Below are 26390 nucleotides of genomic sequence, written 5' to 3'. Positions count from 1 at the left end.
ATTGGATCGGCAGATCAGTTCCAGGGAATAGCTCCAGCAGATCGGCTCATATTGGATCGGCAGATCAGTTCCAGGGAATAGCTCCAGCAGATCGGCTCATATTGGATCGGCAGATCAGTTCCAGGGAATAGCTCCAGCAGATCGGCTCACATTGGATCGGCAGATCAGTTCCAGGGAATAGCTCCAGCAGATCGGCTCACATTGGATCGGCAGATCAGTTCCAGGGAATAGCTCCAGCAGATCGGCTCACATTGGATCGGCAGATCAGTTCCAGGGAATAGCTCCAGCAGATCGGCTCATATTGGATCGGCAGATCAGTTCCAGGGAATAGCTCCAGCAGATCGGCTCATATTGGATCGGCAGATCAGTTCCAGGGAATAGCTCCAGCAGATCGGCTCACATTGGATCGGCAGATCAGTTCCAGGGAATAGCTCCAGCAGATCGGCTCATATTGGATCGGCAGATCAGTTCCAGGGAATAGCTCCAGCAGATCGGCTCACATTGGATCGGCAGATCAGTTCCAGGGAATAGCTCCAGCAGATCGGCTCATATTGGATCGGCAGATCAGTTCCAGGGAATAGCTCCAGCAGTTTATTTTTTCTTTTTTGTATGTTTCTTTGCTAAAATTCTCTTTGTTTCTCCTATAAGTTTTAGACAAATAACCAAAGTACTTAATAGATCGTTGATCAAGTTTAATGTTTCCATGTTTATAATTTTTGAGCAAGGTCTAAAAGGCATGAAAAATAAAATAGGACACCTTTTTTAGACTTTTTTTCAAAGGTCTGTAAACATTAAATTTTAAGCTGTGACATTAAATTTGGTTAATTATTTGGGATAATAAAACTATTATCATTTAGCTTTTTTTCTAGCTTTTAGGTTTGAAAAACACAGCCTATTTCTACCATTTTTCTACCAATAGTCAATATATTTTTGTTAACATTTTGATTTAGTGGTGTTTGTAATGTTTAATTCAAGTCCTGTACAGACCAAACCACTACAAAATTGACTAAAACAGCACTGATTTTATCTTTATTTTAAATGAGTTTTAAATTTGTCTAATAATTCTTTTGTACTCGATTTTCGCAAAGGAATTTTAACGCTTAACCCCATTTCATTAACAGACTTTTGCAAGTCCTTTAATTTTTGGTTTTTTGTTGGTGGCTTTGGCTTAAATTCTTTTACTTTCAATTTGCCATTTTCAAAATCCTGCATACATTCATTTACTAACATTGTCAAATATTTATTTATAGCATTAGTTCCGTTAATTGTACTGTAATTATGGGTTTTGCTAATTTCGGCTTTGCTTTGGTTTGTTCCAAACGGTTTTAACCATTCTAAAAATAAAATAAAATCATTGTCTTTATACAAAAAAATGAAATTTCGTTTTACTGCAATTTCATTCAAATAACATTTGAAAAGTATGTTTGAAGTAGTTAGCTTTTTATCAATTTCAAAATAAAACCTAATGCACTGGAGCAAATCGGTTTCATTGGGTGGCAATTGCTTTATAGTGCTTTTGTAATCTAAATTTTCAAAGTAAAAATCTTTATCATTACCGTTTTTAAAGCTTATTTGACCGTTACGAATTGGAATTTTACAAAATGTATCTAAAACAATCTTTGCTACATTATAATTTTTGCCGTTAATGGCAGTTTTGCCTTTTCTAATGGCTAAACTTCTTTTTGATACGGAATTATAACAAAGTCCAGCATTTGTAATAAATAGACCTGTTATTTTAGTTTTTCTATATCCGAGTTTATGAAGTTCCCGAACGAAAACACTTTTTTTAACTGGTCGCTTTGGTGCTTTTGGCTTGGTTTCAATCATTATTTTTTGCAAATCATACAATTTGCCGTTAAACCTAACTTTGCCGTTTGTGGAGGCTGGTATTTCACGCTTTGCGCTTTTATGCCACGCTTTGCCCTCGGTTGTCAAATACAAACCTTTAATGCTCGTTTTATTTAGTTCCATTTGTTCTATCTTTTTTTGCAGTGTTTATATAACGCCATATTGTAACAGTGCTTCTATTTAGCAATGTTGATATTTCTTTATCCGTTTTGCCACTCTCTTTTAAATCCAAGGCTTTGTGTTGGATCGAGGTTGTTTCTTTTAATTGTTTCCAGCTTTCGGCAATTTGCCATTTTTCAATTGTTCGTACTGGTGCATCAATTAATTTGCTAATTTCTTGAAGTGTCAAACCCATCAAATAAAAACGCTTTGCACTGGCTTTTTGATCCAGTGAATAGGTGTTTCGCTTTTTGGGTATCACAGATTTTTTTTTTGATTTTTTCATTATCGGGAGGTTTTGATATTTTGAGTAGTTAAATGGTAATAAAAAGTAATAAAACTGCCTTTTTTCTATGGGTTTTTCTATCGGGTATTTTTTGAAACGTTTTGAAATAGTTTTAAATCAGATAGCCCCATTCGAAAAAATTTTCTCAAAAGTGCGTTGGTCTATCAAATCGCCTTTTTTCGACCTTTTTTTTGGTATTGTCTTTTGTGGTTTTTGAATGGTTACACTTATGTTACTGCTGTATATACTATGTAAACTCAATACTGGGTAGGGGTGCGCTCCCTATCGGGAGTGAATAACAAGCTTCCGCAAAAAAATATAGGGACTATACGTGTGGCATTAGAACCAATTTTATTGCCAATAAATACCATTACATTTTACTTTATGTGTTAAACAACTGTTTTTTAATTACTTACACGAGTTACATAAGTGTAACTTTTTTGTAAAAGTGCCATTCAAACACTTTTTCCTACCGTTAAACATCAATTCATTTATAATATCATCATAACTATTTGTTTTTCAGTACTATATGCGATATTCCAAAAGGGGACTATTTTACTGTTTTTAATATTGAATTCGTGCCGGATTGCTTCCCAATTCTCTAAAAAATCCCTAACCGAGTAAAATTGTCGTTTTGAAAGTGCTTTGTTTTCATATTGTGTTTTATACTGCTTTAAAACCTCGTTTTTTCCTTTATATATAATATCACGTATCAAATCTATTTTGCTTCGCTGTGTACCTTTTGGGGCGTGTATGTCATTGTAGAAAATAAGTTTATCCCATTCATTAAAAAATGAATTTTGCAATCTGTACAAAAACTCCATATCAAAAAAATCATTCAGATATAGTTTTTCACACCTCCTATGTACCGTTTCGATTCTAATAATATTTGATCCTTTAGGGGTTCGCTTATGGTTTTTATCCAGCATTTCAAAAACCTTATCATACATCTTAAAAAATATCCTGTAATCTCGGTGCTTTTCCGTAGTTATGCACCTAGCATCTTTGTAAGTTGGTTCAATAAAAAATACTTTTTCCATTTTACCAATGCTATGCACTTTCTCTAAGACCTTTTTTGTATCAATTGGTAACTTTACATTTAAACCTATCTCAAAAAAAGTTATTTCTACTTTGTCGGGATTGATACCAGTATTTAAGATCAGTTTTTCAAATGTTTCTTTTGCGTCTTTCATAGTAAAACTATCAAAATTGGTTAAGCTTCCATTTTCTAAATAGGAATAGTATTTATGTAAACTTCCAGTAATCTTTAATTTATTGCTGGGATCAATTTTTATAAATAAACCGCCAGTAAAATTTTTAGTAGTTCGATTGTCATAATAGATTAAGCCGTTTAGCGTATTACACACTAAACGGCTGGATTTAATTATATTCTTTTTTTCAACTTCTGACAAAGTCCTTTTTGTCATTGTGATATTATCAATCATTTTTATATATTTGCGTACTACTAGAGATTAATATTAGCGTATTGGGTTTTTAGTAACAATATAAAACCCCTTTCGAGGGGTTTTTTTATGCTCTTGTTTCAATGAAATAATCTATATCCGCACGCCTTATAAGTACTTTGCTGTATTTTTTAGAACTCATTTTAGTAATATTAAAAAATCCTTTGTCGATGTAGCTTTGTAATGTAGTCCTGCCACATTTTAGCATTTCCATTGCTTCTTTTGGGCTTAAAAACTCTTTTTGTCCTTTGTTTTTAAGGTCTAATAAACTTTTGGCGATAATCCCCATTTCGGCTTTAAGTTCCTGCCATTCTGTTAATGGCACTGTGATAACGGCTATACTATTTTCCATTTGTTTAGCGTATTAGATTACCAAAATAAGGGTTTACGGCAACGCTTCCAGTTGCGTTATTAGTTTCAAAAAACTTTTCAAAAAGTATGTTATCATGCCAGTGACCATTTGTTTTTAGATCATTCAACTTATTAACGTTTTCGGCAAGGATGCTTAAGACCTCATAAGCTTTAACCTCGTTTTCAGTTTTAAGATAGACCGTACATTGTTCCGTTGTCTGCTCCAAAAAGTTAGAATTTAATACTACTGTAGTTTCGTCTTTAATTTCAAAATAGGGGGCATTTCTTTGATTAATAGCCAGCTGATGAACTTTGCTGTCATTAATAATTTTATTTATTAATTCCTCTGTTCCTAATGGCTTTTGTATAATATCAAACATTTTTTCAAAGTTCAATTCTAAACCACCAAGACTCAATGTTTCTTCTTTGATTAATCGTTTTGCAATAAATTCTTTTGGGTTTCTGATTAAAGCCGTTAAATCGTCTTTTTGTAATGGTTCGCCAGTGTTTAAAGCTTGGTACATTGTGACCAATTCTCGGAAGTATTCAATACGGCTGGCCTGTGGTTGTGTAAAACTGTTTATTTTCTCTTCGTCAATGTAGATAGGCACTTTTTTAAATTCATTCATATTTCTATTTTTTAAATTAATAGTTGGTTTTAAATTTTTCTTTTCTCAAATTTTCGTAGTGGATCGGGTAGTTAGTACGGATAGTTTCTAGTTTGTCCGATTGGTATAAATCATCCCAGCTTTTGCCAACATATTCACCTGGCAAAGTGTCTGTTTTTGGTGCGGGGTTATTGTTAATTAGTGGTTTTTCTTTGGAGTCCGAAAGCTCGTTTTTCCTTTCTTTTAGTGTGTTCATATATGCACCACTAGAAAAGTCTTTAAGATCAATTTGTTTTCCTGTCACACCATCCCGTAAATCGGCTAACCCGTTATAACCATTTTTATTCTTTATCATTTTAAATAGGGTTTAAAGTCTGTTTAAACGAAAATTTAAACAGGATTTTATTAAATATTTTTACTCTAATTTGAACTAATGAACCGCTCAAATCATATACTTTTTCTATCGCAAATATTGGTTTCATCATTACATATTTTTAATAGTTATAAAATCGTCTTTTGTACTTTCCCTTTTTATTAGTAGCCTATCCATAAACGCCAGCTCTTCATTAGGTAACATCTTCCTTGCGACACTAGCCAAATTTGCGCAAGTAGTTCGGTTATCTTGCTGTCCGTCATATCCTATAATTTCAATTGCTTCTAAAATTGCAGATATGCTACACATTAAATCCGTGAAGTTGTAAAAAGTGATTTTTTTAATTATTGGTTCTTTTTCCCAGTCATTTAATTGTATGTAAGTTCCAATATTCTCTAAAGCTTCTTTGCTGTATTCTGTAATCGGTTTTGTTTTCATTTTCTAGCGTATTGGGTTTTTAATTATTGTCTTATAAATTAACAGTTAGTAATAATATATTGAAGTATCTGCTTCATTAATTTAAATAAGTGTAGTCAATGCTACCCTTTGAATTATCTAGTTTATATTGCATAAAATCAGTAAAGGCATATAAATATTTTAATCTTAAATCAATATCAATATCAGTTACCACATTAAAATTTTTCGAAGTGTTTTTTTGTATTTTATTTTTCATTTTCTAGCGTATTGGGTTTTTAATTATTGTTTTACTGTGTGTGGTTTGTGGCTGGCTATGGGTTCGTTATTCCATAAATCGGCTTTATGTTTTGCGCTCGATACTGCATTTTCAAATTCCGATTGATCGGAATAATTGCCAGCAATTTTATTACAGATTTGAGTTTCAAAACGTTCTAAATTTAACTTTGCATTTTGTAGCTCTAATGCTTTGGCTTCGACTTCAAAAGTTAATGTATTAGCCAGTTTTCCCAGCCGTTGTGTGGCGTGGGATCGTTTGTGTAAAAATGTGATCCAGTGTTTCATATCCTTTATTTTATAATTAAATCTTTAATTAAATCACTCTCACAAGTCATTTGAAATGGTCTTATCCAACGTGCTTTTCCTTGAACCTCTGGAAAGTCTAAAGTTTCGATTACAATTTTTGCGCTGTCTGTTAAAAACATTTCGGGATAGCCACCCAATAAATCCACTGCCTCTTGGGTTTCAAAAATTTCTTTTAGCGTGTTTATTTGATCTTCGGGGAATGATCTGTTTTTATCAATCAAAAAACCTTTTATTGTAAATCGGTAGTCGTCAGTATGAAAACATTCTTTTACCGTTCCCTGTCGTTCACTTACTGCAGTTTTTACAATGGTCTTACTTAATTGAACTGCTACGGTACAGGCTTCAATTTCAATGCTCAGACCTCCTATTGTTCTTAGGGTAATTGCGCCCCAAATTTCCTGACCGTAAGCCCCAATTTTATTAAATGGCTGGTTCTGTTTGCTTCTTTGTATAGTTCCTTTTGGGTATGGATTTTGTTTGCTTATAAAGTACCCAACGTCTTGTATAGTAGGCTGGGTTTCCTCTTTTGTTACATAATATGGCGATGAATTAAAATAAGTTTTATACAACTTATTCAAATCAATTAATGTGTTAGTACTCATAATATTTTTAAGTATTATAGATTATGAAAGGTGTAAAATCTGTTTTAAAATCCCCTAAATCACTAATAAAATCAATATCGATTTTGGATTGGTTTAAAACCCAGCAAATACTTGAAGCAACCCCCTCCACATTATCATTTTCTAAAGGAGTTTTAAACCCATTCGGGTTTATTTCAAACATTGCATATTCTTCTAAAAACAGTTGATTTTTTGCGATGCAATCAGCCATTAGATTACTTATAGAATTTCGTTTATTCACTACTTTTTTATTCTCAAACAGAAAAATCTCGTTTTCTGAATTGGCTATTAATCCATTTTCTAAAATAGATTTCCTGTTTTTTTTATCGGTAATGTAATAGTATTTCATAATCTTTTTTAATTAAAAAGTGTTTGTTGTTTTGGCTTTGCTGGTTCAATTTTCTGCAATAACAGAATGCAGATTTTTTTCTTTTTAAAATCAATTTGTGGGTACATTTTTCTCAATATTTCTAGTGTTTCTACTCTACTATATCCAGTATCTAAATAACATACATAGTCACTTAATTTATCCAGCGTTGTTAGTACCGTACCTAAAACAACGACTTTGGTTTTAAACTTTTTTTGTAAAAAAACCTCAAATTGATTTCCTCTAAAATGTTTTGCTGTATTGAAAAGCCTGATCGTTGTAAAACATTTGCAGTCAAGTTTATTATTCCAGTTTGTCGAAAACTCTAGTTTTTCCATAACTCGAATAATTATGCACTGGCTACCGCTTGGAGTTCCTGTAATGCGTTTGCTTTTGCTTCTTTGTATTCTTTTAAATATTTTGTTGTGGCTTCCATAACTTCAATATCTAATTTTGTTTTTTCGCCTTTGAAAAACCTTTGAATCGTTGCGAAATTAATACTGCTTTTTTTGGATATTTCGCTTAATGCTCCGATTGGTAATTGTCTTTTAATTTCTTGAATGTCCATGATTTATTTTTTAAAGGTTTAAATGTTTGCAAGTCGCTAACATTTTATAAATAAGTTTGAATATTATTTTAGCAAATATATATAAAAATGTTAGCGACTTGCAAACATTTTGAATAATTTTTTTTTAATCTAACATTAATATGTTATTTTTCAATGAGTTGATAGCAGATTCTATTTCCTCTTTTTTAAAAATACCTATTAGATTATGGGCTTCATTTATTGTATAATTGTCTAAAAATTCAATTGTTGTTTTTCCTCGATTCTGTTTAATTATTAAATCTATGACATTCCAATACAATAATGTACCGTCAAAAAAATAATTTGAAATATCTAACCCAACAATTTTATTAAAAGTTTCGATATTGTATAAGAGTGAGTTTTCCTTATTGAATAATTCATAAAATCTTTTAGGATTACTGTAAAACTGATCATTAGGATATAATTCCTTTAATCTTTTTTTTTCTTTCGATGGTTTTATTTTAAGAAGTTGCGAAACTGTCATAGGCTTTACAATTCCATCTTTATAATACTTTTTCTCAATAGGTTCTTTTGATAAATCTACCTTATGATAGGCAAACCAACCTAGCTCTAATAATCTTTGTTCTATTGGTTCAAGATATTTTTTTAGTTCAAACAAAAAATACTCATTAAAAACATCTAAGTCAGGTTTGTTTTCAGTCATTCTTTTTATTGATTGCTCAATAAATTTTATTTCTTCATCTAGTGTAAATGTAAGAGAGGGATGTGTTTCGCTATGGTATAAGCTATTATTTTTACAATAGTAGTCATACGCTTTTAGACTCATTAAAACACCAGTAAAACTTTTAAAATTGGTTGTTTTTCTTTTATAAGTTATTCTGCAATATATTGGATACGCTTCAATATCACCATAAATTAAAATCGGTTTTACCTTTTTTTCTAAATAATGTTTTACGGTGATTTTACTAGGTTTGTTCATTCTTTAGCGTATTGGGTTTAATTGTATGGCAAATTAACAAAAAACCGCTCGAATTGGAGCGGTTCAAAATAAAATAAGTTCTTATATAATAAAGTTAGGCTAATTCTTCGATTAGGTTATGTTTTAATATAAGCTGGAGTGTATCAATTAGTAATTCAACTTCTTGTTTTTCTAGTGAAATACCTATCGAGTCTTTGGTATCATCTAGAATGTTAATGCTTAAAAATTCTCCATCAGCTGTGAAATTTACTTTTCTTGGCTGTGGGTTGGTTTCATTTGGATATATAACACTAATATTGTTTAAATTGATTTCCATATTTTTTATTTTTAAAGGTGAAATATAAAAGTAATACTAATTGCTATTTAATATTTGACTTGATAATTCAGTTATTAACATATTGTAATACAGCATAAAAAAAACCGATCCAGCTGGGAACGGTTCTTTACCTTAAAAAATCTAAAACCTATTAGACAATAAATCTGGGTAAAATTTAAGTGTTTGTTTCTTTGGGTATTGGTGTACCTTTTATATTCATCCACTGGCGATAACTTAAGTTTATTCCATGCTTTGGGAATATTTTAGACACTATTTTTGTATCAGGTATATCGGGGTTTTTAACCTCATTGTAAACCCCAATTATAAACCTTGCTCGTTTGTTGTAGTTTGTTTTGTTGTACGCCATAGTGCAAAGGTTTCACAAAAAGGCAAATTTCACATAATTACTACGCAAGGATTTCACAACTAAATTTATTTAGCTATAAAGTCAACGTTAAAAGTTTACAGCTATCAATTCCTTTTCTATGGTATTATCCATTATATGACCGTAAATCTGTGTGGTGGCTAATTTTTTGTGGCCTAATATTTTTTGCACTGTCGTTACGCTTACGCCTTTATAAAGTAAATATGTGGCGGTGGTGTGGCGGGCTGTGTGAAAGGTTATTGTTTTATTAATCCCTGCAAGTCCCGCCAATGTTTTTAAAGTCCTATTTGCATACTGGTTCGTTATTTGTTCAAAACAAAATACAGTATTAAAACGGTTATACTTGCTTATGATCTCCATCGGTTTGCCGTTAAAAATAGTATAAATTGGTATTCTCACGTTTTCGTCTGTCTTTTCCATTTTTTTAATGAGCCAAGTGTTGCCTCCAATGGTTACGAGTTCTCGTTTTTGCATGCTCAAAACATCACTAAAACGCAATCCAGTATAAACACTGTACATAAACAAATCTTTAATGTATTGGTGTTTTATGTTTTCGCCTGTTAATACCAAATCCTGCATTTGGTCAATTTCTTCGGGAGTTAAAAAAACTTTGTTGCTGTCCCCTTGTTTTACCTTAAATTTTCTAAATGGGTACTGCTGTACGTTCATTAAGTCTTTATTTATAGCAAGGTTTACGTAGGTTTTCATATTTTTAAAATACTTCCAAATTGTATTTTGCATTAGTTTTTTGGGCGGTGCATCTTTGTAAGTGATTTTTATTTTTCGCAAGAAAACATCAAAATCATTCAGTAGCTCAAAGGTAATGTCTTCAAAATAGATCACTTTTTTAAATTCCTTTAATCTTGCCAGCGTAGTACGGTGGTTCTTTTTTGTCGCTTCGGTCAAATTCATTTTTTCAATTTCTTGCTCCATAAATTCAGTGAATGAGTTTACAGAATTCCCTTTAAAAAAATCCGTTAACATTCCGAGGTTAAAAATTTTGCCAGCGTTGATTTTGTCCAGTTCGAAGTTTTCAAAATTCCTGATCGTTTCGGCAATTTGCTTATTTAGTTTAATTGCGTTGGGGTAGTCTGTTTTGATTGTTCGGGTTTTGTTGTTCCAGTAGTTCGGCTCAACGTAAATTTGGGTAGAAAAATATTTGTTCTTACCGTTCAAATAGCACTCAATTTGTATTAGTGCTTTGCCTAGTGTATTTAACTGTTTTTTACGGTTAAACACTGGCGTGTAGCGTGTTTTATTCATAATATTAGCGTATTAGTTTACGCAAATGTATATAAACAAATTCAATAAATCGGGTAGAAACTGGGTAGAAAACTGGTAGAAAAAGGTTTGATATTTAACGGTAAACTTTTTTGTCTAAAAAACGTAAACCCCAGTAAAATAAGGGCTTTAAACAAAAAAACCGCACTATTTTAGTGCGGTTTGTGGTCCCACCTGGGCTCGAACCAGGGACCACCTGATTATGAGTCAGGTGCTCTAACCAGCTGAGCTATAGGACCGGTTAAGAGTTTGCAATATTAATACAATTTTTTTATTGTCACAAGTATTTTTTGGGTAGATTTTCTAATAGTTGGATAATATTATAAATCTGTTTTTAAAATAACTGATTATGAATACACTAAAATTTATTTTATTTCCTGACACAATTCAATTAGTACGCCATTAGTGCCTTTTGGATGTAAAAAAGTGACTAGTTTATTATCAGCTCCTCTTTTTGGAGTTTCATTTAGGACTGTAAATCCTTCTGATTTGAGGCGTTCTATTTCGGAAATTATATCTTCAACATCAAAAGCGATGTGGTGAATACCTTCTCCTTTTTTTTCTAAAAACTTAGCGATAGGGCTTTCGGGATTTGTGGCTTCGAGAAGTTCTATTTTGTTGGGACCATTCATAAAGAAAGATGTTTTTACGCCTTCGCTGGCGACTTCTTCCTGTTTGTAAGCTGGTGCACCAAAGAGTTTTTCAAATAGTAAATTGGATTCTTCCAAGTTTTTTACGGCGATGCCAATATGTTCTATTTTTTTCATTTTTTTTGTGTTACTCTTTTTTAAATCTTTATAAAAATGCACTATGTTTCTCGCTAGCCCTGATGGTAGTGGGATTCTTTTTATAAGGTGATTTTTCTTCACCTTATAAAAAGATATAACGGACAGCAGGAACTTTGGCTTACTGAAATACCGAATGTTCTGCTCCTAAATGCTCCTAACAAATATAAAAAACTTTAGGACTTTATGACTTTGTAGGGTTGTCTCTCAAAAAAATAGTATTTTTGCACAATGGAAACAAATAGACAGAAAAAAATAGGAGGCGTTATCCAAAAAGATTTGGTTGATATTCTGCAGGGTGAAGTGAGAAAAAATGGAATTACGAATTTGATAATTTCAGTATCCAAAGTTGTGGTGACTACAGATTTATCTGTGGCGACGGTACATTTAAGTATTTTTCCTCAGGAAAAAGCACAGGAAACATTGGTGGGGATTAAGGCTAATTCAGCTTTGATTAAACATGATTTGTCGCAAAGGGTACGTCTGCAATTGCGCAAAGTGCCAAATTTGGTTTTCTTTATTGATGATTCTTTGGATTACATTGAGAAGATTGACAATGCCTTGAAAAATCAAGAAAATCCGATTGAGAATAGAGATTTGTTGGACAAACGCAGATTTCAATAAAGTTTGAATTTTCCTCTTTACATAGCCAAGCGATATATTTTTAGCAAAAGTTCTAATAATGCTATCAATATTATTAATCGTATTGCGAGTATGGGAGTTATTGTGGGAGCAATGGCGTTGTTTGTAGTGCTCTCCGTTTTTACAGGTTTGAAGAATTTTAGTCTTTCGTTTACCAGTGATGTTGATCCCGACCTTAAAGCGAGCAGTACGCTTGGTAAATCTTTTTTTATTGTACCGCAACAAGAAGCTGAAATTTCGAGAATTGCTGGAGTGGCTTCCTATTCTAAAGTTATTGAAGAACGCGTGCTGTTTACTTTTAACGGAAAACAAGAAGTTACTTACTTAAAAGGTATTGATTCTACTTTCAATACAGTCAGCAGTTTTAATAAAAAAATATATAATGGACAATGGCTAAAGCCGGATACCTATCAGGTTGTTGTTGGTTATGGAATTGCCCAAAAGTTCTCTATGGGTCTGCTGGATTATAACAATGCTTTTGAGGTTTTTGTTCCAAAGCCAGGCAAGGGTAATATAGAAAACCCTTCTCAGGCTTTTAATAAAACTGATGTTTTTCCTGTTGGAATTTATGCTATCAGCGAAGATTTGGATTCGAAATATGTGTTTTCCGATTTGGGTTTAGCACAAGAATTATTAGAATATAAAACCAATCAGATTTCGAGTATCGAGATTAAATTAAAGAAAGATGCTGATGAAAGTGCGGTTGTCCAAAAGCTTCAAACTATTTTTAAAAATAAAATTACCGTAAAAAACAAAGAACAACTCAATGAGTCTTTGTATAAAATGCTGAATACCGAAAATATAGCGGTGTATTTGATATTTACGCTTGTAATTGTGGTGGCGCTTTTTAATTTGATAGGTGCGCTTATCATGATGATTTTGGATAAAAAAGGAAATCTAAAAACTCTTTTTAACCTAGGAACTGACATCAAAGATTTGCGGAATATCTTCCTGCTTCAAGGAACTTTGCTGAGTGTTTTTGGCGGAATTATTGGATTATTATTTGGTGTTGTTATTGTACTGCTGCAACAGCAGTACGAGCTTATAATGATAACTCCAACACTGGCTTATCCAGTGGTTTTTAATCTCGAAAATGTTTTGATAGTTATGGTAACTATTATTACCCTTGGTTTTATTGCTTCGCTGATTGCGAGTAGCAGGGTAAGTAAGAAGTTGCTGGATTAAAAATCGTATCCAATCCTTATTTGAAGATCGACTGTAGTAGTATTATGATCACAATTACAGCCATCGTTTTTACTAAATATATTATATTGGTAACCCACTCCTCCTGAAAATTCATAATTGAAATGCTTTGCAAAAGCTCTACGCATTCCATATTTAGGAATAATAGTAATTGCTGAAACAACATCAAAATCACCGTTATTAATTAATGGAGTCTTATTAGAAATATAGGATGTTGCCAATGAAATATAATTTGAAGAATTGTTATAGGTCTTTTTTCCAAGTCTTTTACGTCTATCTAAGCTATAATACCATCTTGGTTCAAGTGTTAGATAAGGAGTAATAAGTGTCGCAGTTTCATCTTTAATCTCAGGATCTATATAATCTCTCGTAGAAGTTACTAATGTCAACCCTATTTCTGTTCGAAGTGAAATTTTTCTTTGCAATTGAGTTTCATAATAAAAACTTGTACTTAACAAACCCAATTGCGCACCGTATAAATTCTTTTCAACTGATACTTTTTCTGCTTCTTGTGCTTTTGCGATGAAACTGATTAAAACGAAACCTAGAACTATAATTTTTTTCATTAACTCATTTTTTTTGCAAAAGTAATTTTTATTTTACAAAATCAAAGAGAAGAATCAATTATTAAACCACCTCATAATTAGTATATGCTTCTTTAATATCATCCAAATGCGCAAATATTTCTTCGGGACGGTCTAGGGTTACTAGTTTTTGTCTAAAGGTTTTGAAAGAATGAATTCCTTTGAAGTAATTGGTGTAATGAGGACGGGTTTCTACAATTCCGAGTCTTTCTCCTTTCCAGTCCATTGCCCATGTTAAATGGTTGCGCACTGCTTCGACTCTGTCGGCAACAGTTGGTTTTGCTAAATGTTCTCCTGTTTTGAAGTAATGTTTGATTTCATTGAAAATCCAAGGGTAGCCTATAGCGGCGCGTCCGATCATTATTCCGTCGATGCCATATTCGTTTTTATAATGCAATGCTTTTTCGGGAGAATCGATGTCGCCGTTTCCAAAAATAGGCATTGTTATTCTTGGGTTGTTTTTGACACGTGCGATGTGAGACCAATCAGAATGACCTTTGTACATCTGTGCACGGGTTCTGGCATGTATGCTCAAGGCAGCTACACCAATATCCTGCAGACGTTCAGCAACTTCGTCAATGTTTATGGAACTGTCGTCCCAGCCTAAACGGGTTTTTACAGTAACCGGCAAATGCGTACTGTCGATAACGGCTTTGGTCAAACGGATCATTAAATCGACATCTTTCAGAACTCCGGCACCGGCACCTTTGCAGACTACTTTTTTTACAGGACAGCCAAAGTTGATGTCTATTAAATCGGGATTTACGGTAGAAACGATTTTTGACGAAAGTGCCATCGCTTCTTCGTCACCTCCAAAGATTTGAATTCCTACGGGTCTTTCGTAATCGAAAATGTCAAGTTTCATTCGGCTTTTGATGGCGTCACGGATTAATCCTTCAGAAGAAATAAATTCGGAATACATTAAGTCGGCACCATGTTCTTTACACAAACGGCGGAATGGAGGGTCGCTCACATCTTCCATAGGTGCTAACAATAGTGGGAATTCGGGTAATATTATGTTGCCAATCTTAATCATCTTCCTTGAAATTTTTTGCAAAATTACAACTTTTAAGTGAATAGAAAATAGGTCAGCCACTAATAGAGAGTTAAAACCGTGATTTTGAATGCTGTTTGAAATAAATCAAGGAGTTTTTTTGAAACATATAAGTCATATAAGTTTTTTAAAAACTATGACTGAAAACTATTTTTAAACCATATTATGGATTTAAGAGCATTTGAGATTTGCTAGCTGAAAACCAAAACCTTATATGACTTATATGGTAAATAAATAGTTTCCTGTTTTGAAACTTTGAAACTGTTGAATTTAAAGTATATTTGCAGATTAATTGTCGTTATGGTGAGTTGCGTGAGATTTGAGATTAAGAGGAGGACAGCCAGCGGCTGTCAGGTATTTTTTTATAGATAAAGTATTGAACTCCTCATTCCTGTTACAAACACGCCCAAATAATTTGGTTCATTAGGACATATAAAATTGATATTTAGAGAAAATGAAACATATTAGGAATTTTTGCATTATTGCACACATTGACCACGGAAAAAGTACATTGGCTGACCGATTATTGGGTGCAACCCAAACGGTAACGGCTCGTGAAGAAAAGGCGCAGTTGCTTGACAATATGGACTTGGAACGTGAGCGTGGAATCACGATTAAGAGTCACGCAATACAAATGGAATATAAATATAAAGGCGAAGAATATATCCTGAACCTGATTGATACTCCGGGTCACGTGGATTTCTCCTATGAAGTTTCGCGTTCGATTGCTGCCTGCGAAGGTGCGCTACTAATTGTGGATGCTGCGCAGAGTATTCAGGCGCAGACAATTTCGAATTTATATTTGGCATTAGAAAATGACTTGGAAATTATTCCGGTTTTGAATAAAGTAGATTTACCAAGTGCCAATCCTGAGGAAGTAAGTGACGATATTATTGATCTGCTTGGATGTAAATTAGAAGATATTATCCATGCTTCGGGTAAAACCGGTTTTGGTGTGGAGAATATTTTGGCTGCGATTATTGAAAAAGTTCCGGCTCCGAAAGGAAATAAAGAAGAGCCTTTGCAGGCTTTGATTTTCGACTCACATTACAATCCGTTTCGTGGAATCGAAGTTATTTTTAGAGTTGTAAACGGTGAAATAAAGAAAGGTCAGAAAATTAAATTTATGGCTACGGGCAATGAATATTTTGCCGATGAAGTAGGAACTTTGAAATTAAATCAAGTTCCAAAAAGTGTAATTTCGACAGGAGATGTTGGGTATTTGATTTCTGGAATTAAGGAAGCCAAAGAGGTAAAAGTAGGGGATACGATTACTGATGCCAAAACGCCTACAACTAATATGATTACAGGTTTTGAGGATGTAAAACCAATGGTTTTCGCCGGAATTTACCCTGTAGATACTGAAGATTTTGAAGAGCTGCGAGCTTCGATGGAAAAACTGCAGCTGAACGATGCTTCGCTGGTATTTGCTCCTGAAAGTTCGGCGGCTTTAGGATTTGGTTTCCGTTGCGGATTCTTGGGAATGCTGCATATGGAGATTATTCAGGAGCGCTTGGAGCGCGAGTTCGACATGACGGTAATTACTACAGTTCCTAACGTTTCGTATTTGGCTTACACCAAAAAAGAACCAGAAACAGCTGTTATAGTCAACAATCCATCAGATTTGCCGGAACCTTCAAAACTTGATCGTGTAGAAGAGCCTTTCATCAAAGCAACTATCATTACTAAAGCTGATTTTGTGGGTAACGTAATGAGCTTATGTATCGAAAAACGTGGTATTATCACTAATCAAACGTATTTGACTACTGAACGTGTGGAATTGAATTTTGACATGCCATTGGCTGAAATTGTATTCGATTTTTACGACCGATTGAAAACGGTTTCCAAAGGTTATGCTTCGTTTGATTATTCTCCTATTGGAATGCGTGCTTCCAAATTGGTTAAACTTGACGTATTGTTGAACGCTAATCAGGTTGATGCACTTTCTGCTTTGATTCACGAAAGTAACGCTTACAACATTGGTAAAAAAATGACCGAGAAACTGCGTGAACTGATTCCGAGACAACAGTTTGATATTCCGATTCAAGCGGCGATTGGAGCTAAAATCATTGCCCGTGAAACAATCAAAGCACTTCGTAAAGACGTTACCGCAAAATGTTATGGTGGGGATATTTCCCGTAAACGTAAATTGTTGGAAAAACAGAAAAAAGGTAAAAAACGTATGCGCCAAGTAGGAAATGTTGAAATTCCGCAAGAAGCATTTATGGCGGTATTGAAATTAAATGATTAATCTTTTTTTAGAAAACAGAATAAAGAGTAAAGAATATAGAGAAAACCTGATGATGAAAATTGTCAGGTTTTTTCGTTTAATTTTTAAAAAACAAAACGATTTTATCAAACAAATTCATTTACTTTGGCATTCAAAAAAACTATATTTTTTTAAAAAGTGATTCTAAAAAACTACAAACAAACACTTTGGCTAATAGTCTTTGTCTGGTTTTTTATTTTAATGCTGTTTATAACATTGAAATATTTTCCAATTAGTTCAAATGTTGCTTTTTTACAAATAAAACAGACTGAAGTCATGGGGATTAAGCCTTATCTGTTTGTTTTCTATATTCATGTCTGTACTTCTATATTTACATTACTTGCTGGCTTTACTCAATTTAATCAGAACATTTTAAAACAGTATTCATCTATACACAGATGGATTGGGAAATTGTATGTTTTTGTTGTTTTATTCTTAGCTTCTCCGTCTGGGTTTTTTATTGGACTCTTTGCAAACGGTGGCTTTTTTTCTAAAATTTCCTTTGTCATATTATCCATTTTATGGTTTTATTTTACTCTAAAAGGATTTTTATTAATAAAAAAAAGTAATATTAAAAGTCACAAAGCATTTATGATGCGGAGTTTTGCCTTAGCATTTTCAGCGATAACTTTACGGCTATGGAAAGTAATTATTGTATACCTATTTCATCCTGCTCCAATGGATGTTTATCAAATTATTGCTTGGTTAGGCTGGATACCTAATTTATTGGTTATAGAATATTGTATATTTAAACAAAAAAATAAATGAGAAAAATATTAATTGTATTATTCGTTACGACATTGGTTTCCTGCAAAAAGGAAAAATTAGAAAATTCAGAAAAAATCGAGATTGTAAATAATTCGTATAACGATTTATATGGTAATTGGGTTGGTGATATTGTTGCTAGTGTTCATGATACTACAAACGATTTTGTTTATTCTAATAAAATAAATATTGTTATAAAAAGAATAGAAAAAAATAGAGTATTTGGACAAAGTATTGTTGCAGGAAACAGCAGACCATTATCTGGTGAATTAAAAAAAACTGCTAACGGTTACGAGTTTACACTAAAGGAGCTTGGAAATAGCAAATATGATGGAAGATTCGAATTTTCTATTGAAAATAAAATTTTAAAAGGAACTTGGTTTTCAAATGATAAAAAACAGCATGTAACACAGCGCACTTTTGAATTAAAAAAACAAGAATTCAAATACAACCCAAATGCCATGCTGCCCAATTATGAAGATGAACCTTATGTAGATTATTATAGTGTAAAAATAGACACTGTGAAAACGCAGCCAACAGACAGCACTGAGGTTGAAGAAACTTATTTTGAAGAAACCTATCGTTCAGCTTCTGATGTTGTTACAAAAATAAATTCTTCTACAGCAAAATTGACTGAAAAAGACTTGAAAAATTTAAAAAAGTTAGAACTGGAAATTCTTCGGAATACTATTTATGCCCGACACGGATATTCTTTTAAGAAAAAAAATTACCGTCAGTTTTTTGATGCGGTAGATTGGTATATTCCTGTTTCAGAAAATGTAGATAATGAATTAACCTCTTTGGAAAAAAACAATATAAATCTGCTGGAACGTTTTGAAAAATACGCTGAAGATAATTATGATAGTTTTGGAAGATAATACAAATGATTTAAAAGATTAAAATACCGAAGATACTATAATTAAATAATCTTAACCCAATGACAGAAGTTGTTGGGTTTTCTGTTTTTGAAATGTATCTTTGAGTCTTAGCAACTAAAAACTCAGAAACCCAAAAAAAATGCTCGACGAAACCCCAAAACGATTTGACCGCATTGTTGCTATTTTGATTCAATTGCAATCCAAAAAAATTGTAAAAGCACAGGAATTAGCCGATCGTTTTGAAGTCAGTCTGCGAACCATTTATCGTGATATCCGAACGTTGGAAGCTTCGGGAGTTCCTATTTACAGTGAGGCCGGTATTGGTTATGCCTTGATGGAGGGTTATCGATTACCACCTGTGATGTTTACACGAGAAGAAGCCAGCAGTTTTATTGCTGCCGAAAAATTAATGCAGAAATTCACTGACACGACTCTTGGGAATCATTACGCTTCGGCGATGTATAAGTTGAAAGCAGTGCTTCGAAGTGATGATAAAGACTGGGTTTCGAGTATAGAATCCAGTATTTTGATGCAGTCTTCGGAGAAGCTTTTTAATGACAAATCGCCAAATACTTTAGCCACACTTTTTGAAAGTATTGCTGAGAAAACACAGGTCATTCTTTCGTATGAAGCGATTCAGTCGGAGGGAATTACTGTTCGGCATATTGAACCTGTCGGTGTTTTTCATGATAATAACAATTGGTATATGTTTGGCTATTGCCATCTGCGTAAGGATTACAGGCAATTTCGTGCTGACCGTGTTCATGGAATCCAGAAAACGGAAATCCCTTTTTCATTAGAACATAATGCATTAGAAACCTATTTGGATAAAGACAAAAATGTTTCGACTACAAAAGTTCGGATTCTTGTGGAGAAAAGAATAGCCAGTTATCTGGCAAGCGATCGGAAATATTACGGTTTTGTTTCGGAGAAGGAAATGGATGGAAAAATCGAAATGACTTTTATGTCTTGTGATTCGATGGAAGGGCTTTCGCGCTGGTATCTGATGTTTGGCGATTATGCCATGATATTGGAACCCGAAAGTTTAAAAACCAAAATTCTGGAATTACTGGAAAGAAATCGTCAACGGCTTTTATTAAACCATTAAGAGATTAAGAAAATTTAGGCTTAACTTGCCTTAATCCCTTAATGGTAAAACTAATTTTATCTTTCCCAGAAAAAAGGAGGTTCGATCCCTAATGCACGCAAGTATACATAACCCTGACCGCGATGATGCACTTCATTATCAATGAAATATAAAATATTATGTATTATCGGAAACTCGTACTGACCGAATAAATTGAAGGTTTCGTTAAAATCTTCGATGGTTAGTTTCTGCCAATTTTCATTAATTTCTGCCGTTGCTTCATCCCATTTTTCAAGATATTGTGCTTTGAAAATTAATTTTCCTTCTTCTGGATTATAAGGCTTAATTTCTCTGTTTACAATTCCTTTTAAAGCAGGTGCTCCAATCGCCAAAAGTTCGTCGGCCAATTTTGCAAAAGGTCTCATACCGCCAATTGAAAATTCAAAAAAATCTTTTTCAGGAAACAATTCTATTGCACGTCTTGTCAAGGCGCGGTGCCCTTGCCAGTGTTTCAATAAATCTTCAGGAGTAATCACTTGTGTTGCTAATGTTTTCATAATTTTAAAGTTTTTATTTTACTTCTTCAAAATTAGAGAGGGCTGGTGACAACAGTTTGTCAGCAGCTTTTTATTTTTTTTAGAATATAGAAAAAAGAGTAAAGAAGAAAGACAAAAACCTGATGATTCCAGAGAAAAATCAGGTTATTGTCCCTCAAATGAGTTTATCTTTATGGAGGAAATTTTATTTATCCTTCAGCCAGTCGAATAATCGCTGTGCATCGGAACCTTTAAATAATTGGGTTCCTTCGTTCATTGTCGCTGCCGATCCGCAGGCAACTCCCCAGCGAATGACTTCTTTAAGACTTTTATTCTGCGAAAGCGCCCAAACCATGCCGCCCACCATACTGTCACCGGCACCCACGGTACTTTTCTTGGCAACATTAGGAGCGGGAACAAATTCATAATTGTCTTTGGTTACCAAAACTGCACCTTGTGGTCCCAGTGATACTACCACAATTTCGGCTCCTCCTTTGGCAATTATCTGTTTGGCAGCTTCGTTTACTTCTTCCATTTCCAATCGCTCTGCGCCAATTAATTTGGCTAGTTCACCAACATTTGGTTTGATGAGGTAAGCACCTGTTTCGAGTACTTTTTCTAATGCTTCTCCCGATGTGTCAACAATTAATTTTGCACCAGACTGCTTGGCTATTTCGGCTATTTTTTGATAAAAATCAGCTGTTAAGCCTTCGTTTAAGCTGCCACTGGCGACTATAAATTTAGATTTTAAACCACTAACCGTGTCAAGAAAAGCCTGCTCTTCTTCAGCTGTTATTTCTCCTCCGGTAAAGCCAAAACGGTACTGCGAATTGGTGTGGTCATCTACAGCCACAAAACTTTCCCGAGTCCAGGTTTGAATGGGAATGGCTTGAAAATCGATCGATTCTTTGGCAACCAATTCTTCCAGTATTTTGCCCAGCGGCCCTCCCGAGGTAAAAACTGCAAAGGAGCTGCCTCCCAGGCGGGAAATAGCTTTGGAAACATTGATACCGCCGCCCCCCGCATCAAAACGAGGCTCTGAGCAGCGTATTTTTTGCTCGGCAATTAAACCTTTAAAATGAGTGCTTTTGTCCAAAGCCGGATTTACGGTCAGGGTAACTATATCAAATGAATTCATTTTTATTTTTTTAGAAATGGTTATGTGTCAGACGAAGGTAAGGATTAAAGATGATCTGATTGAAGATTTTTGATTAACGATTTCTTATTTCAGATGTTTGAGTACTTGAAATATACCATCTTTTTTGTATGCAGCGAGGCTATTTATTACAATCTAAATTTTAAATAACTGCATTTAAATAAATCTAAATTAAGTTAGGTAAAAAGCTTAAATAAGTTTATCTTTTTACTTAACTAAGTTTATGATAAAACATAACTTAATTTGGTTTTTAGCTTAACTAACTTTATAATAATACTTAATTAAGTTTTATACTATGTTTTTTTATAAAAAGACTGTATTTGATTGTAACTATTTGAAATTATGGCGCATCTCGCAAGCGGTGCAGCACAATTTTTTGATGGAGCTGGGCGAAAGACTTTCAATACCCTATGAAACCAAAGCCGAAAAGGAACTAAAATCCCAGCTCGCCGATAGCACAAAACAAATAGAAGCACTGGAGCTACAGCTTGAAGTATTCAAAAAGATTCACAAAATAGAGTAACTTCCACAAGTCCTTAGTGAAGAATAAATCGATATATTTGAAAATAAATACTGACGCTGGTCAGACATAGCCACTCGATGTAGGAGTGGTAAGTAGGAAATTGTCCGGCATATATACTAGTCGTGCGTCAGTTTACACCAACGAAACGAAAAATGTTAGAAATATGAAAAAGTTAAAACTTATTATACTATTATTTTTATTATCAACTCTTAATTCATTTGCTTGTCTAAATGGCGAATCAAAAGAATTAAAAAATGGTGATTATTTATATATGGATCATGATAATAGACTTCCTTTTGGTCATAATTTTTTCGACGGACAATTTGAAGATATAAAATTCCGACTAGACAGTATTTACAAAAAAACAAAAGATATTGCATGTTTATCTGATAAAGGATTAATATTAATTTTGCAAAAAAAATACAATCAAGCATTAAAATTATATTTGAATATTGAAAAAACAAACCCAAATAGATATTCAACAGCATCAAATATTGGAACTATTTACGAGTTAATTGGAGAAAATAAAAAAGCATTAGAATGGATTAATAAATCCATAAAAATAAATTCAAAATCTCATAATGAATCAGAATGGTTACATTCAAAAATATTAGAAGCGAAAATTAAAGGTGAAAAATTTTATACATCTGAATTTATTTTAGGTGTAAATTTTGGAAACGAAGAAATACCAATCACTAAACTTAACAAAACAGAAATAGACAAACTTTATAAATCAATTTTTTTTCAATTAAATGAAAGAATATCATTTATCAAACCACAAGAAAAAATTGTAGCAATGCTTTTATTTGAACTTGGTAATTTATCAATCATTAAAAAAGAATTTAGAAATGCTAAAGACATTTTTGAGAAATCTAAAGAATATGGATTAGATAGTGATTTACTAAACAAAAGAATGAACTTTGTAAATGAAAAATTAAAAATCAAAAAAGTAGCAACTCAAACAAAAGTCATAAAAAGTAAAGTTGATAAAATAGATCTGACAAAAACGATAATGTTAATACTCGGAATAATTTCAATAATTGTTCTAATTATTTTAACCCTTAAACGTAGAAATAAATAAAAAACCGAACGCACAACAGCTACTACAACGGATTTGGGCAATTGGCTTAATGGAAAGATGGTTTTGTATTTGCGATTTATATTTCTTAATCCGTTATAAAATTTCTCATAGCAGAAAATTAAACATTTTATAAAAATGAAAAATATTCAAGACTATTTTACAATTTATAAGCAATCGGTCTGGGAGAAGAATACTCAAAGCCTGATTGAGCTGTATCATGACAATGTTGTGATTTTTGATATGTGGGAACACGGTTATCAAACAGGCATAACAGCATGGTCTGCTGCTATAAAAGATTGGTTAGGTTCTTTGGGAGAAGAAAGGGTCAATGTGATATTTGAAATGATAGAAATCCATGAAGGTGATAATGCAGGTTTTGGGAGTGCTGTGATTACATTTCAGGCAATTTCGGCTACTAACACTATTATAAGGAGCATGAGAAATAGAATCACAGTAGGATTTGCCAAAGAAAACGAGCAATGGAAAGTGATTCATCAGCATACTTCGGCCCCTATTAATTCCAGCCTCGAAGCGATTTTAAACTTTTAAAAAAAATAATTTATCTCAAAGGCAGTAGCGTAGTCAGTACTTCTAATAAAAAAACTGACAGAGGGAACAGGCGAAGCAAATCTTTCGGCTTCAATAAATAATACAACACAGGTTTATAGTTATTAAATCATCAACTTCGTACCTTTGCTGCCTTGGTAAAACCAAAAAAGCAATAAACAGACAAAATGATTGAAGATAAAAACCCGCAGCGTACAAGCATAGCCCAACTGGGAGAATTTGGCTTAATAGACCATTTGACAAAAAACTTCGAAATCATGCAGCCATCGACACTAAAAGGAATTGGTGATGACGCAGCCGTGTTGGATTTCAAGGAAAAGAAAGTCGTTGTTTCCACCGATTTATTGATTGAAGGCGTGCATTTTGATTTGGCTTACGTGCCTCTGAAGCATTTAGGATATAAATCGGTAGTAGTCAATGTTTCTGATATTTGTGCGATGAATGCCAAGCCAACACAGATTACAGTTTCGATAGCAGTATCTAATCGTTTTCCGCTGGAAGCTCTGGAAGAATTCTATGAAGGAATTAAGCATGCTGCGCAGGAATATAAAGTTGATGTCATAGGGGGTGATACTACTTCTTCCCAAAAAGGACTGATCATCAGTATTACCGCTCTTGGCGAAGCCGATGAAAACGAAATCGTTTATAGAGACGGAGCCAAACAAACGGATCTATTAGTCGTAACAGGCGATATAGGAGCTGCTTATATGGGATTGCAGGTTTTGGAAAGAGAGAAACAGGTTTTTCAGGTAAACCCAAATTCACAGCCTGATTTAGATGCATACACCTATTTAATCGAACGCCAATTAAAGCCGGAAGCCCGCAAGGACGTGCGTACATTATTGCATGCTTTAGAAATTAAACCAACTTCGATGATCGATATTTCGGATGGATTGTCATCAGAGATCATGCATTTATGCAAGCAGTCTGGTGTTGGGTGTAATTTATATGAAGATAAACTGCCAATTGACCCGCAGTTTATTTCAACTTGCGAAGAGTTTAATATTGATAGTACAACCGTAGCCATCAATGGAGGAGAGGATTACGAACTGCTCTTTACCATTGCCATGGAAGATTTTGATAAAATAAAAGGGAATCCAAACTTCTCTATTATTGGGCATATGACCCAAGAAAGCGAAGGTATTCATCTTGTTACCCGTGCCAATACAAGAATACCTTTGAAAGCTAGAGGCTGGGATGCTATAAGTGAGTAAATTACAATTCGCTTTCACTAACTAGAATAAATTTAATAACGTAAAAGATAAATGTTCAGCTTATTTAGGCTGAACATTTTTTTTGTTAATAAATTGACTATTTGTGAGAAATAACACTTTTAAACTAATGTTTTAAATTAAAAAATACTCCAAAAGCGGTATTGTTTGATTTTATCTTATAAATTAAATTTGGAGGTTTTGTTTTTGTAAGACCGATGGATATTAGTTTTCAGTAAACCAATAAATTACAAATCTGAAAAAATAAAAGATATAAAACTATTTTATCTAAAATAAGAGTACGCTTAATTAATACCTCAATAAACGGAAAGAGATTTCCAATTTAAAAGGAGAAAGCTGAAAATCCTAATAAAGAGTAAGCGAAATTAAAATTTCCCAAAGATGAAAAAAATCTACTTATTATTTGTACTTGCAGTTACGACATTTACTGCTAACGCGACCACTAGAACAGTAAACAACGGATCTGTTGGAGCTGGACAGTATACTTCAGTACAGACAGCTGTTGATGCTTCAGCAGTTGGTGATACCATTTACATTCATGGATCTCAAACTGCTTACGGTGATGTTACTTTAAACAAGCGTCTTGTGCTTATAGGAGCAGGACATCATGTGAAGGGAACACAGTTTGATTTTGCTACCGAGTTAGGTGTTATTTATTTAAGCAGAGGTAATTCTACTACTTTGCCAACAGGAAGTACTATAAAAGGGATTGAATTTTCTTACATATATGGTTCTGGGGGATCTCTTGATGTTAATAATATAACTTTAGAACGCAATTACATCACTAATGCTAGCTCAGATGTTGTAGGGAATGGCTGGATTCTTCGTAATAATTTTATAGCTGGACTTAGGATTCTAGACTTTAAAAATATTATTATTAGTAATAATATAGTTGGAAATTACATATATAATTCAACTAAACCGAGCGTTATTATTACAAATAATATTTTTCTAAATGGGGCATGGATATCCCAAATGGATTATTCTACAATAACAAATAATATTTTTATTGAACCTTTAGCATTTAGTTATTTCACAGGTAAACAAAATACTTGGAATAAAAACATTTTTATTTATGCGGATCCAGCTAATTACAAAAATTTTCCTCCTTCAGGAAACACAGGTGTAGGTAATTTAAACACTGTCAATGCTCAATTTACAACAACAATACCTTTAAATATAACTCTTGAAGATGCCACAAAACATGATTGGACGCTGCTTGCCTCTTCAATAGGTTTTAAATATGGAACTGATGGAACTGATATAGGTATTCACGGAGGAAGTTACCCTTCGCCGAACAATACAGGAGCTACAAATATACCTCAAATAACAAGTATGGATATTCAAAACTCTGTACTGCCTCAAAACGGGACTTTAAGTATAGAATTTAAGGCTAAAGGCCAGCAATAAGAAAGATTCTAAAATCATTTCTGAATTTAAAATTCT

Annotated in this window: 32 protein-coding genes and 1 tRNA gene; 11 read left to right on the top strand and 22 right to left on the bottom strand. The window is 33.3% G+C overall.

Annotation, left to right across the window (positions count from 1 at the left end; translation table 11 throughout):
* Positions 1-1029: 1029 nt before the first annotated feature.
* The 18 genes from C8P67_RS18910 to mce all read right to left on the bottom strand — a co-directional run bounded on the left by C8P67_RS18910 (position 1030) and on the right by mce (position 11349).
* Entirely contained in the window at positions 1030-1971 is a 942-nt protein-coding gene (locus C8P67_RS18910; RefSeq protein ID WP_115814749.1) for a hypothetical protein, read from the bottom strand.
* Positions 1958-2293 carry a terminase gpP N-terminus-related DNA-binding protein gene (locus tag C8P67_RS18905; protein ID WP_115814748.1) on the bottom strand — a complete coding sequence of 112 codons (336 nt, stop codon included), beginning with the start codon at positions 2291-2293 and terminating at the stop codon, positions 1958-1960. The genes C8P67_RS18910 and C8P67_RS18905 overlap by 14 nt, the downstream gene beginning before the upstream one ends.
* Positions 2294-2784: 491 nt before the next feature.
* Positions 2785-3738, bottom strand: coding sequence for a hypothetical protein (locus tag C8P67_RS18900; RefSeq protein WP_115814747.1), 954 nt, complete (start codon positions 3736-3738; stop codon positions 2785-2787).
* An 85-nt stretch (positions 3739-3823) separates the two neighbouring features.
* Positions 3824-4108 carry a helix-turn-helix domain-containing protein gene (locus tag C8P67_RS18895; protein WP_115814746.1) on the bottom strand — a complete coding sequence of 95 codons (285 nt, stop codon included), beginning with the start codon at positions 4106-4108 and terminating at the stop codon, positions 3824-3826.
* A gap of 4 nt (positions 4109-4112) precedes the next feature.
* Positions 4113-4736 (bottom strand): hypothetical protein, encoded by a 624-nt coding sequence (locus C8P67_RS18890; protein WP_115814745.1) that lies wholly within the window; start codon positions 4734-4736, stop codon positions 4113-4115.
* 16 nt (positions 4737-4752) lie between these two features.
* Positions 4753-5070, bottom strand: coding sequence for a hypothetical protein (locus C8P67_RS18885; RefSeq protein WP_115814744.1), 318 nt, complete (start codon positions 5068-5070; stop codon positions 4753-4755).
* Positions 5071-5199: 129 nt separating this feature from the next.
* The gene (locus tag C8P67_RS18880) at positions 5200-5526 is read right to left on the bottom strand and encodes a hypothetical protein (protein WP_115814743.1); all 327 of its coding nucleotides are present in this window, start codon (positions 5524-5526) and stop codon (positions 5200-5202) included.
* A 76-nt stretch (positions 5527-5602) separates the two neighbouring features.
* Positions 5603-5761, bottom strand: coding sequence for a hypothetical protein (locus C8P67_RS22195; RefSeq protein ID WP_170141494.1), 159 nt, complete (start codon positions 5759-5761; stop codon positions 5603-5605).
* Between the two features lie 23 nt (positions 5762-5784).
* Complete coding sequence (locus tag C8P67_RS18875) at positions 5785-6066, bottom strand: hypothetical protein (protein ID WP_115814742.1); 282 nt, start codon at positions 6064-6066, stop codon at positions 5785-5787.
* A 5-nt stretch (positions 6067-6071) separates the two neighbouring features.
* Positions 6072-6689: a DUF6046 domain-containing protein gene (locus tag C8P67_RS18870; RefSeq protein WP_115814741.1), complete on the bottom strand. Its 618-nt coding sequence runs from the start codon at positions 6687-6689 to the stop codon at positions 6072-6074.
* Between the two features lie 7 nt (positions 6690-6696).
* Positions 6697-7056 (bottom strand): hypothetical protein, encoded by a 360-nt coding sequence (locus C8P67_RS18865; RefSeq protein WP_115814740.1) that lies wholly within the window; start codon positions 7054-7056, stop codon positions 6697-6699.
* 8 nt (positions 7057-7064) lie between these two features.
* Positions 7065-7412 (bottom strand): hypothetical protein, encoded by a 348-nt coding sequence (locus C8P67_RS18860; protein WP_115814739.1) that lies wholly within the window; start codon positions 7410-7412, stop codon positions 7065-7067.
* Between the two features lie 11 nt (positions 7413-7423).
* Entirely contained in the window at positions 7424-7642 is a 219-nt protein-coding gene (locus tag C8P67_RS18855) for a hypothetical protein (protein ID WP_115814738.1), read from the bottom strand.
* A 124-nt stretch (positions 7643-7766) separates the two neighbouring features.
* Complete coding sequence (locus C8P67_RS18850) at positions 7767-8600, bottom strand: hypothetical protein (protein ID WP_115814737.1); 834 nt, start codon at positions 8598-8600, stop codon at positions 7767-7769.
* Between the two features lie 94 nt (positions 8601-8694).
* The gene (locus C8P67_RS18845; RefSeq protein WP_115814736.1) at positions 8695-8916 is read right to left on the bottom strand and encodes a hypothetical protein; all 222 of its coding nucleotides are present in this window, start codon (positions 8914-8916) and stop codon (positions 8695-8697) included.
* A gap of 454 nt (positions 8917-9370) precedes the next feature.
* Entirely contained in the window at positions 9371-10564 is a 1194-nt protein-coding gene (locus C8P67_RS18835) for a site-specific integrase (RefSeq protein ID WP_115814734.1), read from the bottom strand.
* A 183-nt stretch (positions 10565-10747) separates the two neighbouring features.
* A tRNA-Ile gene (locus C8P67_RS18830) sits at positions 10748-10821 on the bottom strand.
* A 126-nt stretch (positions 10822-10947) separates the two neighbouring features.
* A complete protein-coding gene (gene mce / locus C8P67_RS18825; RefSeq protein WP_115814733.1) occupies positions 10948-11349 on the bottom strand; it encodes a methylmalonyl-CoA epimerase in 402 nt (133 codons plus the stop codon).
* A 249-nt stretch (positions 11350-11598) separates the two neighbouring features.
* Between mce and rbfA the strand changes: the two genes are divergently transcribed.
* Positions 11599-11991 carry a 30S ribosome-binding factor RbfA gene (gene rbfA / locus C8P67_RS18820; RefSeq protein WP_115814732.1) on the top strand — a complete coding sequence of 131 codons (393 nt, stop codon included), beginning with the start codon at positions 11599-11601 and terminating at the stop codon, positions 11989-11991.
* 3 nt (positions 11992-11994) lie between these two features.
* Positions 11995-13194, top strand: coding sequence for an ABC transporter permease (locus C8P67_RS18815; protein ID WP_115814731.1), 1200 nt, complete (start codon positions 11995-11997; stop codon positions 13192-13194).
* Here C8P67_RS18815 and C8P67_RS18810 read toward each other — a convergent pair.
* Both C8P67_RS18810 and dusB read right to left on the bottom strand, forming a co-directional pair.
* Positions 13191-13778 (bottom strand): DUF3575 domain-containing protein, encoded by a 588-nt coding sequence (locus C8P67_RS18810; protein WP_115814730.1) that lies wholly within the window; start codon positions 13776-13778, stop codon positions 13191-13193. The genes C8P67_RS18815 and C8P67_RS18810 overlap by 4 nt on opposite strands.
* 61 nt (positions 13779-13839) lie before the next feature.
* Positions 13840-14832, bottom strand: a complete 993-nt coding sequence (dusB, locus tag C8P67_RS18805; RefSeq protein ID WP_115814729.1) for a tRNA dihydrouridine synthase DusB — start codon at positions 14830-14832, stop codon at positions 13840-13842.
* Positions 14833-15304: 472 nt separating this feature from the next.
* Here dusB and lepA point away from each other — a divergent pair, with 472 nt between their 5' ends.
* From lepA to C8P67_RS18785, 4 genes are all read left to right on the top strand, one after another.
* The gene (lepA, locus tag C8P67_RS18800) at positions 15305-17101 is read left to right on the top strand and encodes a translation elongation factor 4 (protein WP_115814728.1); all 1797 of its coding nucleotides are present in this window, start codon (positions 15305-15307) and stop codon (positions 17099-17101) included.
* A 234-nt stretch (positions 17102-17335) separates the two neighbouring features.
* Positions 17336-17887 carry a DUF2306 domain-containing protein gene (locus tag C8P67_RS18795; protein WP_245980511.1) on the top strand — a complete coding sequence of 184 codons (552 nt, stop codon included), beginning with the start codon at positions 17336-17338 and terminating at the stop codon, positions 17885-17887.
* Positions 17884-18762, top strand: coding sequence for a YARHG domain-containing protein (locus C8P67_RS18790; protein ID WP_115814726.1), 879 nt, complete (start codon positions 17884-17886; stop codon positions 18760-18762). The genes C8P67_RS18795 and C8P67_RS18790 overlap by 4 nt, the downstream gene beginning before the upstream one ends.
* A gap of 139 nt (positions 18763-18901) precedes the next feature.
* A complete protein-coding gene (locus C8P67_RS18785; RefSeq protein WP_115814725.1) occupies positions 18902-19870 on the top strand; it encodes a helix-turn-helix transcriptional regulator in 969 nt (322 codons plus the stop codon).
* 56 nt (positions 19871-19926) lie between these two features.
* Here the strand turns inward: C8P67_RS18785 and C8P67_RS18780 are convergent, their stop codons facing one another.
* Both C8P67_RS18780 and C8P67_RS18775 read right to left on the bottom strand, forming a co-directional pair.
* A complete protein-coding gene (locus tag C8P67_RS18780; protein WP_115814724.1) occupies positions 19927-20406 on the bottom strand; it encodes a DinB family protein in 480 nt (159 codons plus the stop codon).
* A 184-nt stretch (positions 20407-20590) separates the two neighbouring features.
* Entirely contained in the window at positions 20591-21523 is a 933-nt protein-coding gene (locus C8P67_RS18775; RefSeq protein WP_115814723.1) for a 1-phosphofructokinase family hexose kinase, read from the bottom strand.
* A 352-nt stretch (positions 21524-21875) separates the two neighbouring features.
* Here C8P67_RS18775 and C8P67_RS18770 point away from each other — a divergent pair, with 352 nt between their 5' ends.
* The 5 genes from C8P67_RS18770 to C8P67_RS18750 all read left to right on the top strand — a co-directional run bounded on the left by C8P67_RS18770 (position 21876) and on the right by C8P67_RS18750 (position 26354).
* Entirely contained in the window at positions 21876-22064 is a 189-nt protein-coding gene (locus tag C8P67_RS18770) for a hypothetical protein (RefSeq protein ID WP_147298260.1), read from the top strand.
* A gap of 163 nt (positions 22065-22227) precedes the next feature.
* Positions 22228-23145 carry a tetratricopeptide repeat protein gene (locus C8P67_RS18765; protein ID WP_115814721.1) on the top strand — a complete coding sequence of 306 codons (918 nt, stop codon included), beginning with the start codon at positions 22228-22230 and terminating at the stop codon, positions 23143-23145.
* Positions 23146-23280: 135 nt separating this feature from the next.
* Positions 23281-23694 carry a nuclear transport factor 2 family protein gene (locus tag C8P67_RS18760; protein ID WP_115814720.1) on the top strand — a complete coding sequence of 138 codons (414 nt, stop codon included), beginning with the start codon at positions 23281-23283 and terminating at the stop codon, positions 23692-23694.
* Positions 23695-23879: 185 nt separating this feature from the next.
* Entirely contained in the window at positions 23880-24926 is a 1047-nt protein-coding gene (gene thiL, locus C8P67_RS18755; protein WP_115814719.1) for a thiamine-phosphate kinase, read from the top strand.
* A 399-nt stretch (positions 24927-25325) separates the two neighbouring features.
* The gene (locus C8P67_RS18750) at positions 25326-26354 is read left to right on the top strand and encodes a right-handed parallel beta-helix repeat-containing protein (protein WP_115814718.1); all 1029 of its coding nucleotides are present in this window, start codon (positions 25326-25328) and stop codon (positions 26352-26354) included.
* The last annotated feature ends 36 nt before the right edge of the window (positions 26355-26390 follow it).

Origin of the sequence: Flavobacterium aquicola (assembly GCF_003385115.1) — a bacterium.
In the GTDB taxonomy this organism is placed as follows: domain Bacteria; phylum Bacteroidota; class Bacteroidia; order Flavobacteriales; family Flavobacteriaceae; genus Flavobacterium; species Flavobacterium aquicola.
Note: the sequence above shows the minus strand (reverse complement) of the source record. Positions and strands in the feature narration are given on the sequence as shown.

Excerpts from the sequence above, each read along its gene's own strand:
- C8P67_RS18860 (WP_115814739.1), bottom strand. The coding sequence starts at position 7,412 with ATGGAAAAACTAGAGTTTTCGACAAACTGGAATAATAAACTTGACTGC.
- C8P67_RS18895 (WP_115814746.1), bottom strand. The coding sequence starts at position 4,108 with ATGGAAAATAGTATAGCCGTTATCACAGTGCCATTAACAGAATGGCAG.
- C8P67_RS18900 (WP_115814747.1), bottom strand. The coding sequence starts at position 3,738 with ATGATTGATAATATCACAATGACAAAAAGGACTTTGTCAGAAGTTGAA.
- C8P67_RS18880 (WP_115814743.1), bottom strand. The coding sequence starts at position 5,526 with ATGAAAACAAAACCGATTACAGAATACAGCAAAGAAGCTTTAGAGAAT.
- C8P67_RS18845 (WP_115814736.1), bottom strand. The coding sequence starts at position 8,916 with ATGGAAATCAATTTAAACAATATTAGTGTTATATATCCAAATGAAACC.
- lepA (WP_115814728.1), top strand. The coding sequence starts at position 15,305 with ATGAAACATATTAGGAATTTTTGCATTATTGCACACATTGACCACGGA.
- C8P67_RS18775 (WP_115814723.1), bottom strand. The coding sequence starts at position 21,523 with ATGAATTCATTTGATATAGTTACCCTGACCGTAAATCCGGCTTTGGAC.
- C8P67_RS18780 (WP_115814724.1), bottom strand. The coding sequence starts at position 20,406 with ATGAAAACATTAGCAACACAAGTGATTACTCCTGAAGATTTATTGAAA.
- C8P67_RS18850 (WP_115814737.1), bottom strand. The coding sequence starts at position 8,600 with ATGAACAAACCTAGTAAAATCACCGTAAAACATTATTTAGAAAAAAAG.
- C8P67_RS18835 (WP_115814734.1), bottom strand. The coding sequence starts at position 10,564 with ATGAATAAAACACGCTACACGCCAGTGTTTAACCGTAAAAAACAGTTA.
- C8P67_RS18750 (WP_115814718.1), top strand. The coding sequence starts at position 25,326 with ATGAAAAAAATCTACTTATTATTTGTACTTGCAGTTACGACATTTACT.
- C8P67_RS18760 (WP_115814720.1), top strand. The coding sequence starts at position 23,281 with ATGAAAAATATTCAAGACTATTTTACAATTTATAAGCAATCGGTCTGG.
- C8P67_RS22195 (WP_170141494.1), bottom strand. The coding sequence starts at position 5,761 with ATGAAAAATAAAATACAAAAAAACACTTCGAAAAATTTTAATGTGGTA.
- C8P67_RS18765 (WP_115814721.1), top strand. The coding sequence starts at position 22,228 with ATGAAAAAGTTAAAACTTATTATACTATTATTTTTATTATCAACTCTT.
- C8P67_RS18885 (WP_115814744.1), bottom strand. The coding sequence starts at position 5,070 with ATGATAAAGAATAAAAATGGTTATAACGGGTTAGCCGATTTACGGGAT.
- C8P67_RS18890 (WP_115814745.1), bottom strand. The coding sequence starts at position 4,736 with ATGAATGAATTTAAAAAAGTGCCTATCTACATTGACGAAGAGAAAATA.
- C8P67_RS18785 (WP_115814725.1), top strand. The coding sequence starts at position 18,902 with ATGCTCGACGAAACCCCAAAACGATTTGACCGCATTGTTGCTATTTTG.
- C8P67_RS18905 (WP_115814748.1), bottom strand. The coding sequence starts at position 2,293 with ATGAAAAAATCAAAAAAAAAATCTGTGATACCCAAAAAGCGAAACACC.
- C8P67_RS18875 (WP_115814742.1), bottom strand. The coding sequence starts at position 6,066 with ATGAAACACTGGATCACATTTTTACACAAACGATCCCACGCCACACAA.
- C8P67_RS18855 (WP_115814738.1), bottom strand. The coding sequence starts at position 7,642 with ATGGACATTCAAGAAATTAAAAGACAATTACCAATCGGAGCATTAAGC.
- dusB (WP_115814729.1), bottom strand. The coding sequence starts at position 14,832 with ATGATTAAGATTGGCAACATAATATTACCCGAATTCCCACTATTGTTA.
- C8P67_RS18790 (WP_115814726.1), top strand. The coding sequence starts at position 17,884 with ATGAGAAAAATATTAATTGTATTATTCGTTACGACATTGGTTTCCTGC.
- C8P67_RS18865 (WP_115814740.1), bottom strand. The coding sequence starts at position 7,056 with ATGAAATACTATTACATTACCGATAAAAAAAACAGGAAATCTATTTTA.
- mce (WP_115814733.1), bottom strand. The coding sequence starts at position 11,349 with ATGAAAAAAATAGAACATATTGGCATCGCCGTAAAAAACTTGGAAGAA.
- thiL (WP_115814719.1), top strand. The coding sequence starts at position 23,880 with ATGATTGAAGATAAAAACCCGCAGCGTACAAGCATAGCCCAACTGGGA.
- C8P67_RS18870 (WP_115814741.1), bottom strand. The coding sequence starts at position 6,689 with ATGAGTACTAACACATTAATTGATTTGAATAAGTTGTATAAAACTTAT.
- C8P67_RS18910 (WP_115814749.1), bottom strand. The coding sequence starts at position 1,971 with ATGGAACTAAATAAAACGAGCATTAAAGGTTTGTATTTGACAACCGAG.
- rbfA (WP_115814732.1), top strand. The coding sequence starts at position 11,599 with ATGGAAACAAATAGACAGAAAAAAATAGGAGGCGTTATCCAAAAAGAT.
- C8P67_RS18810 (WP_115814730.1), bottom strand. The coding sequence starts at position 13,778 with ATGAAAAAAATTATAGTTCTAGGTTTCGTTTTAATCAGTTTCATCGCA.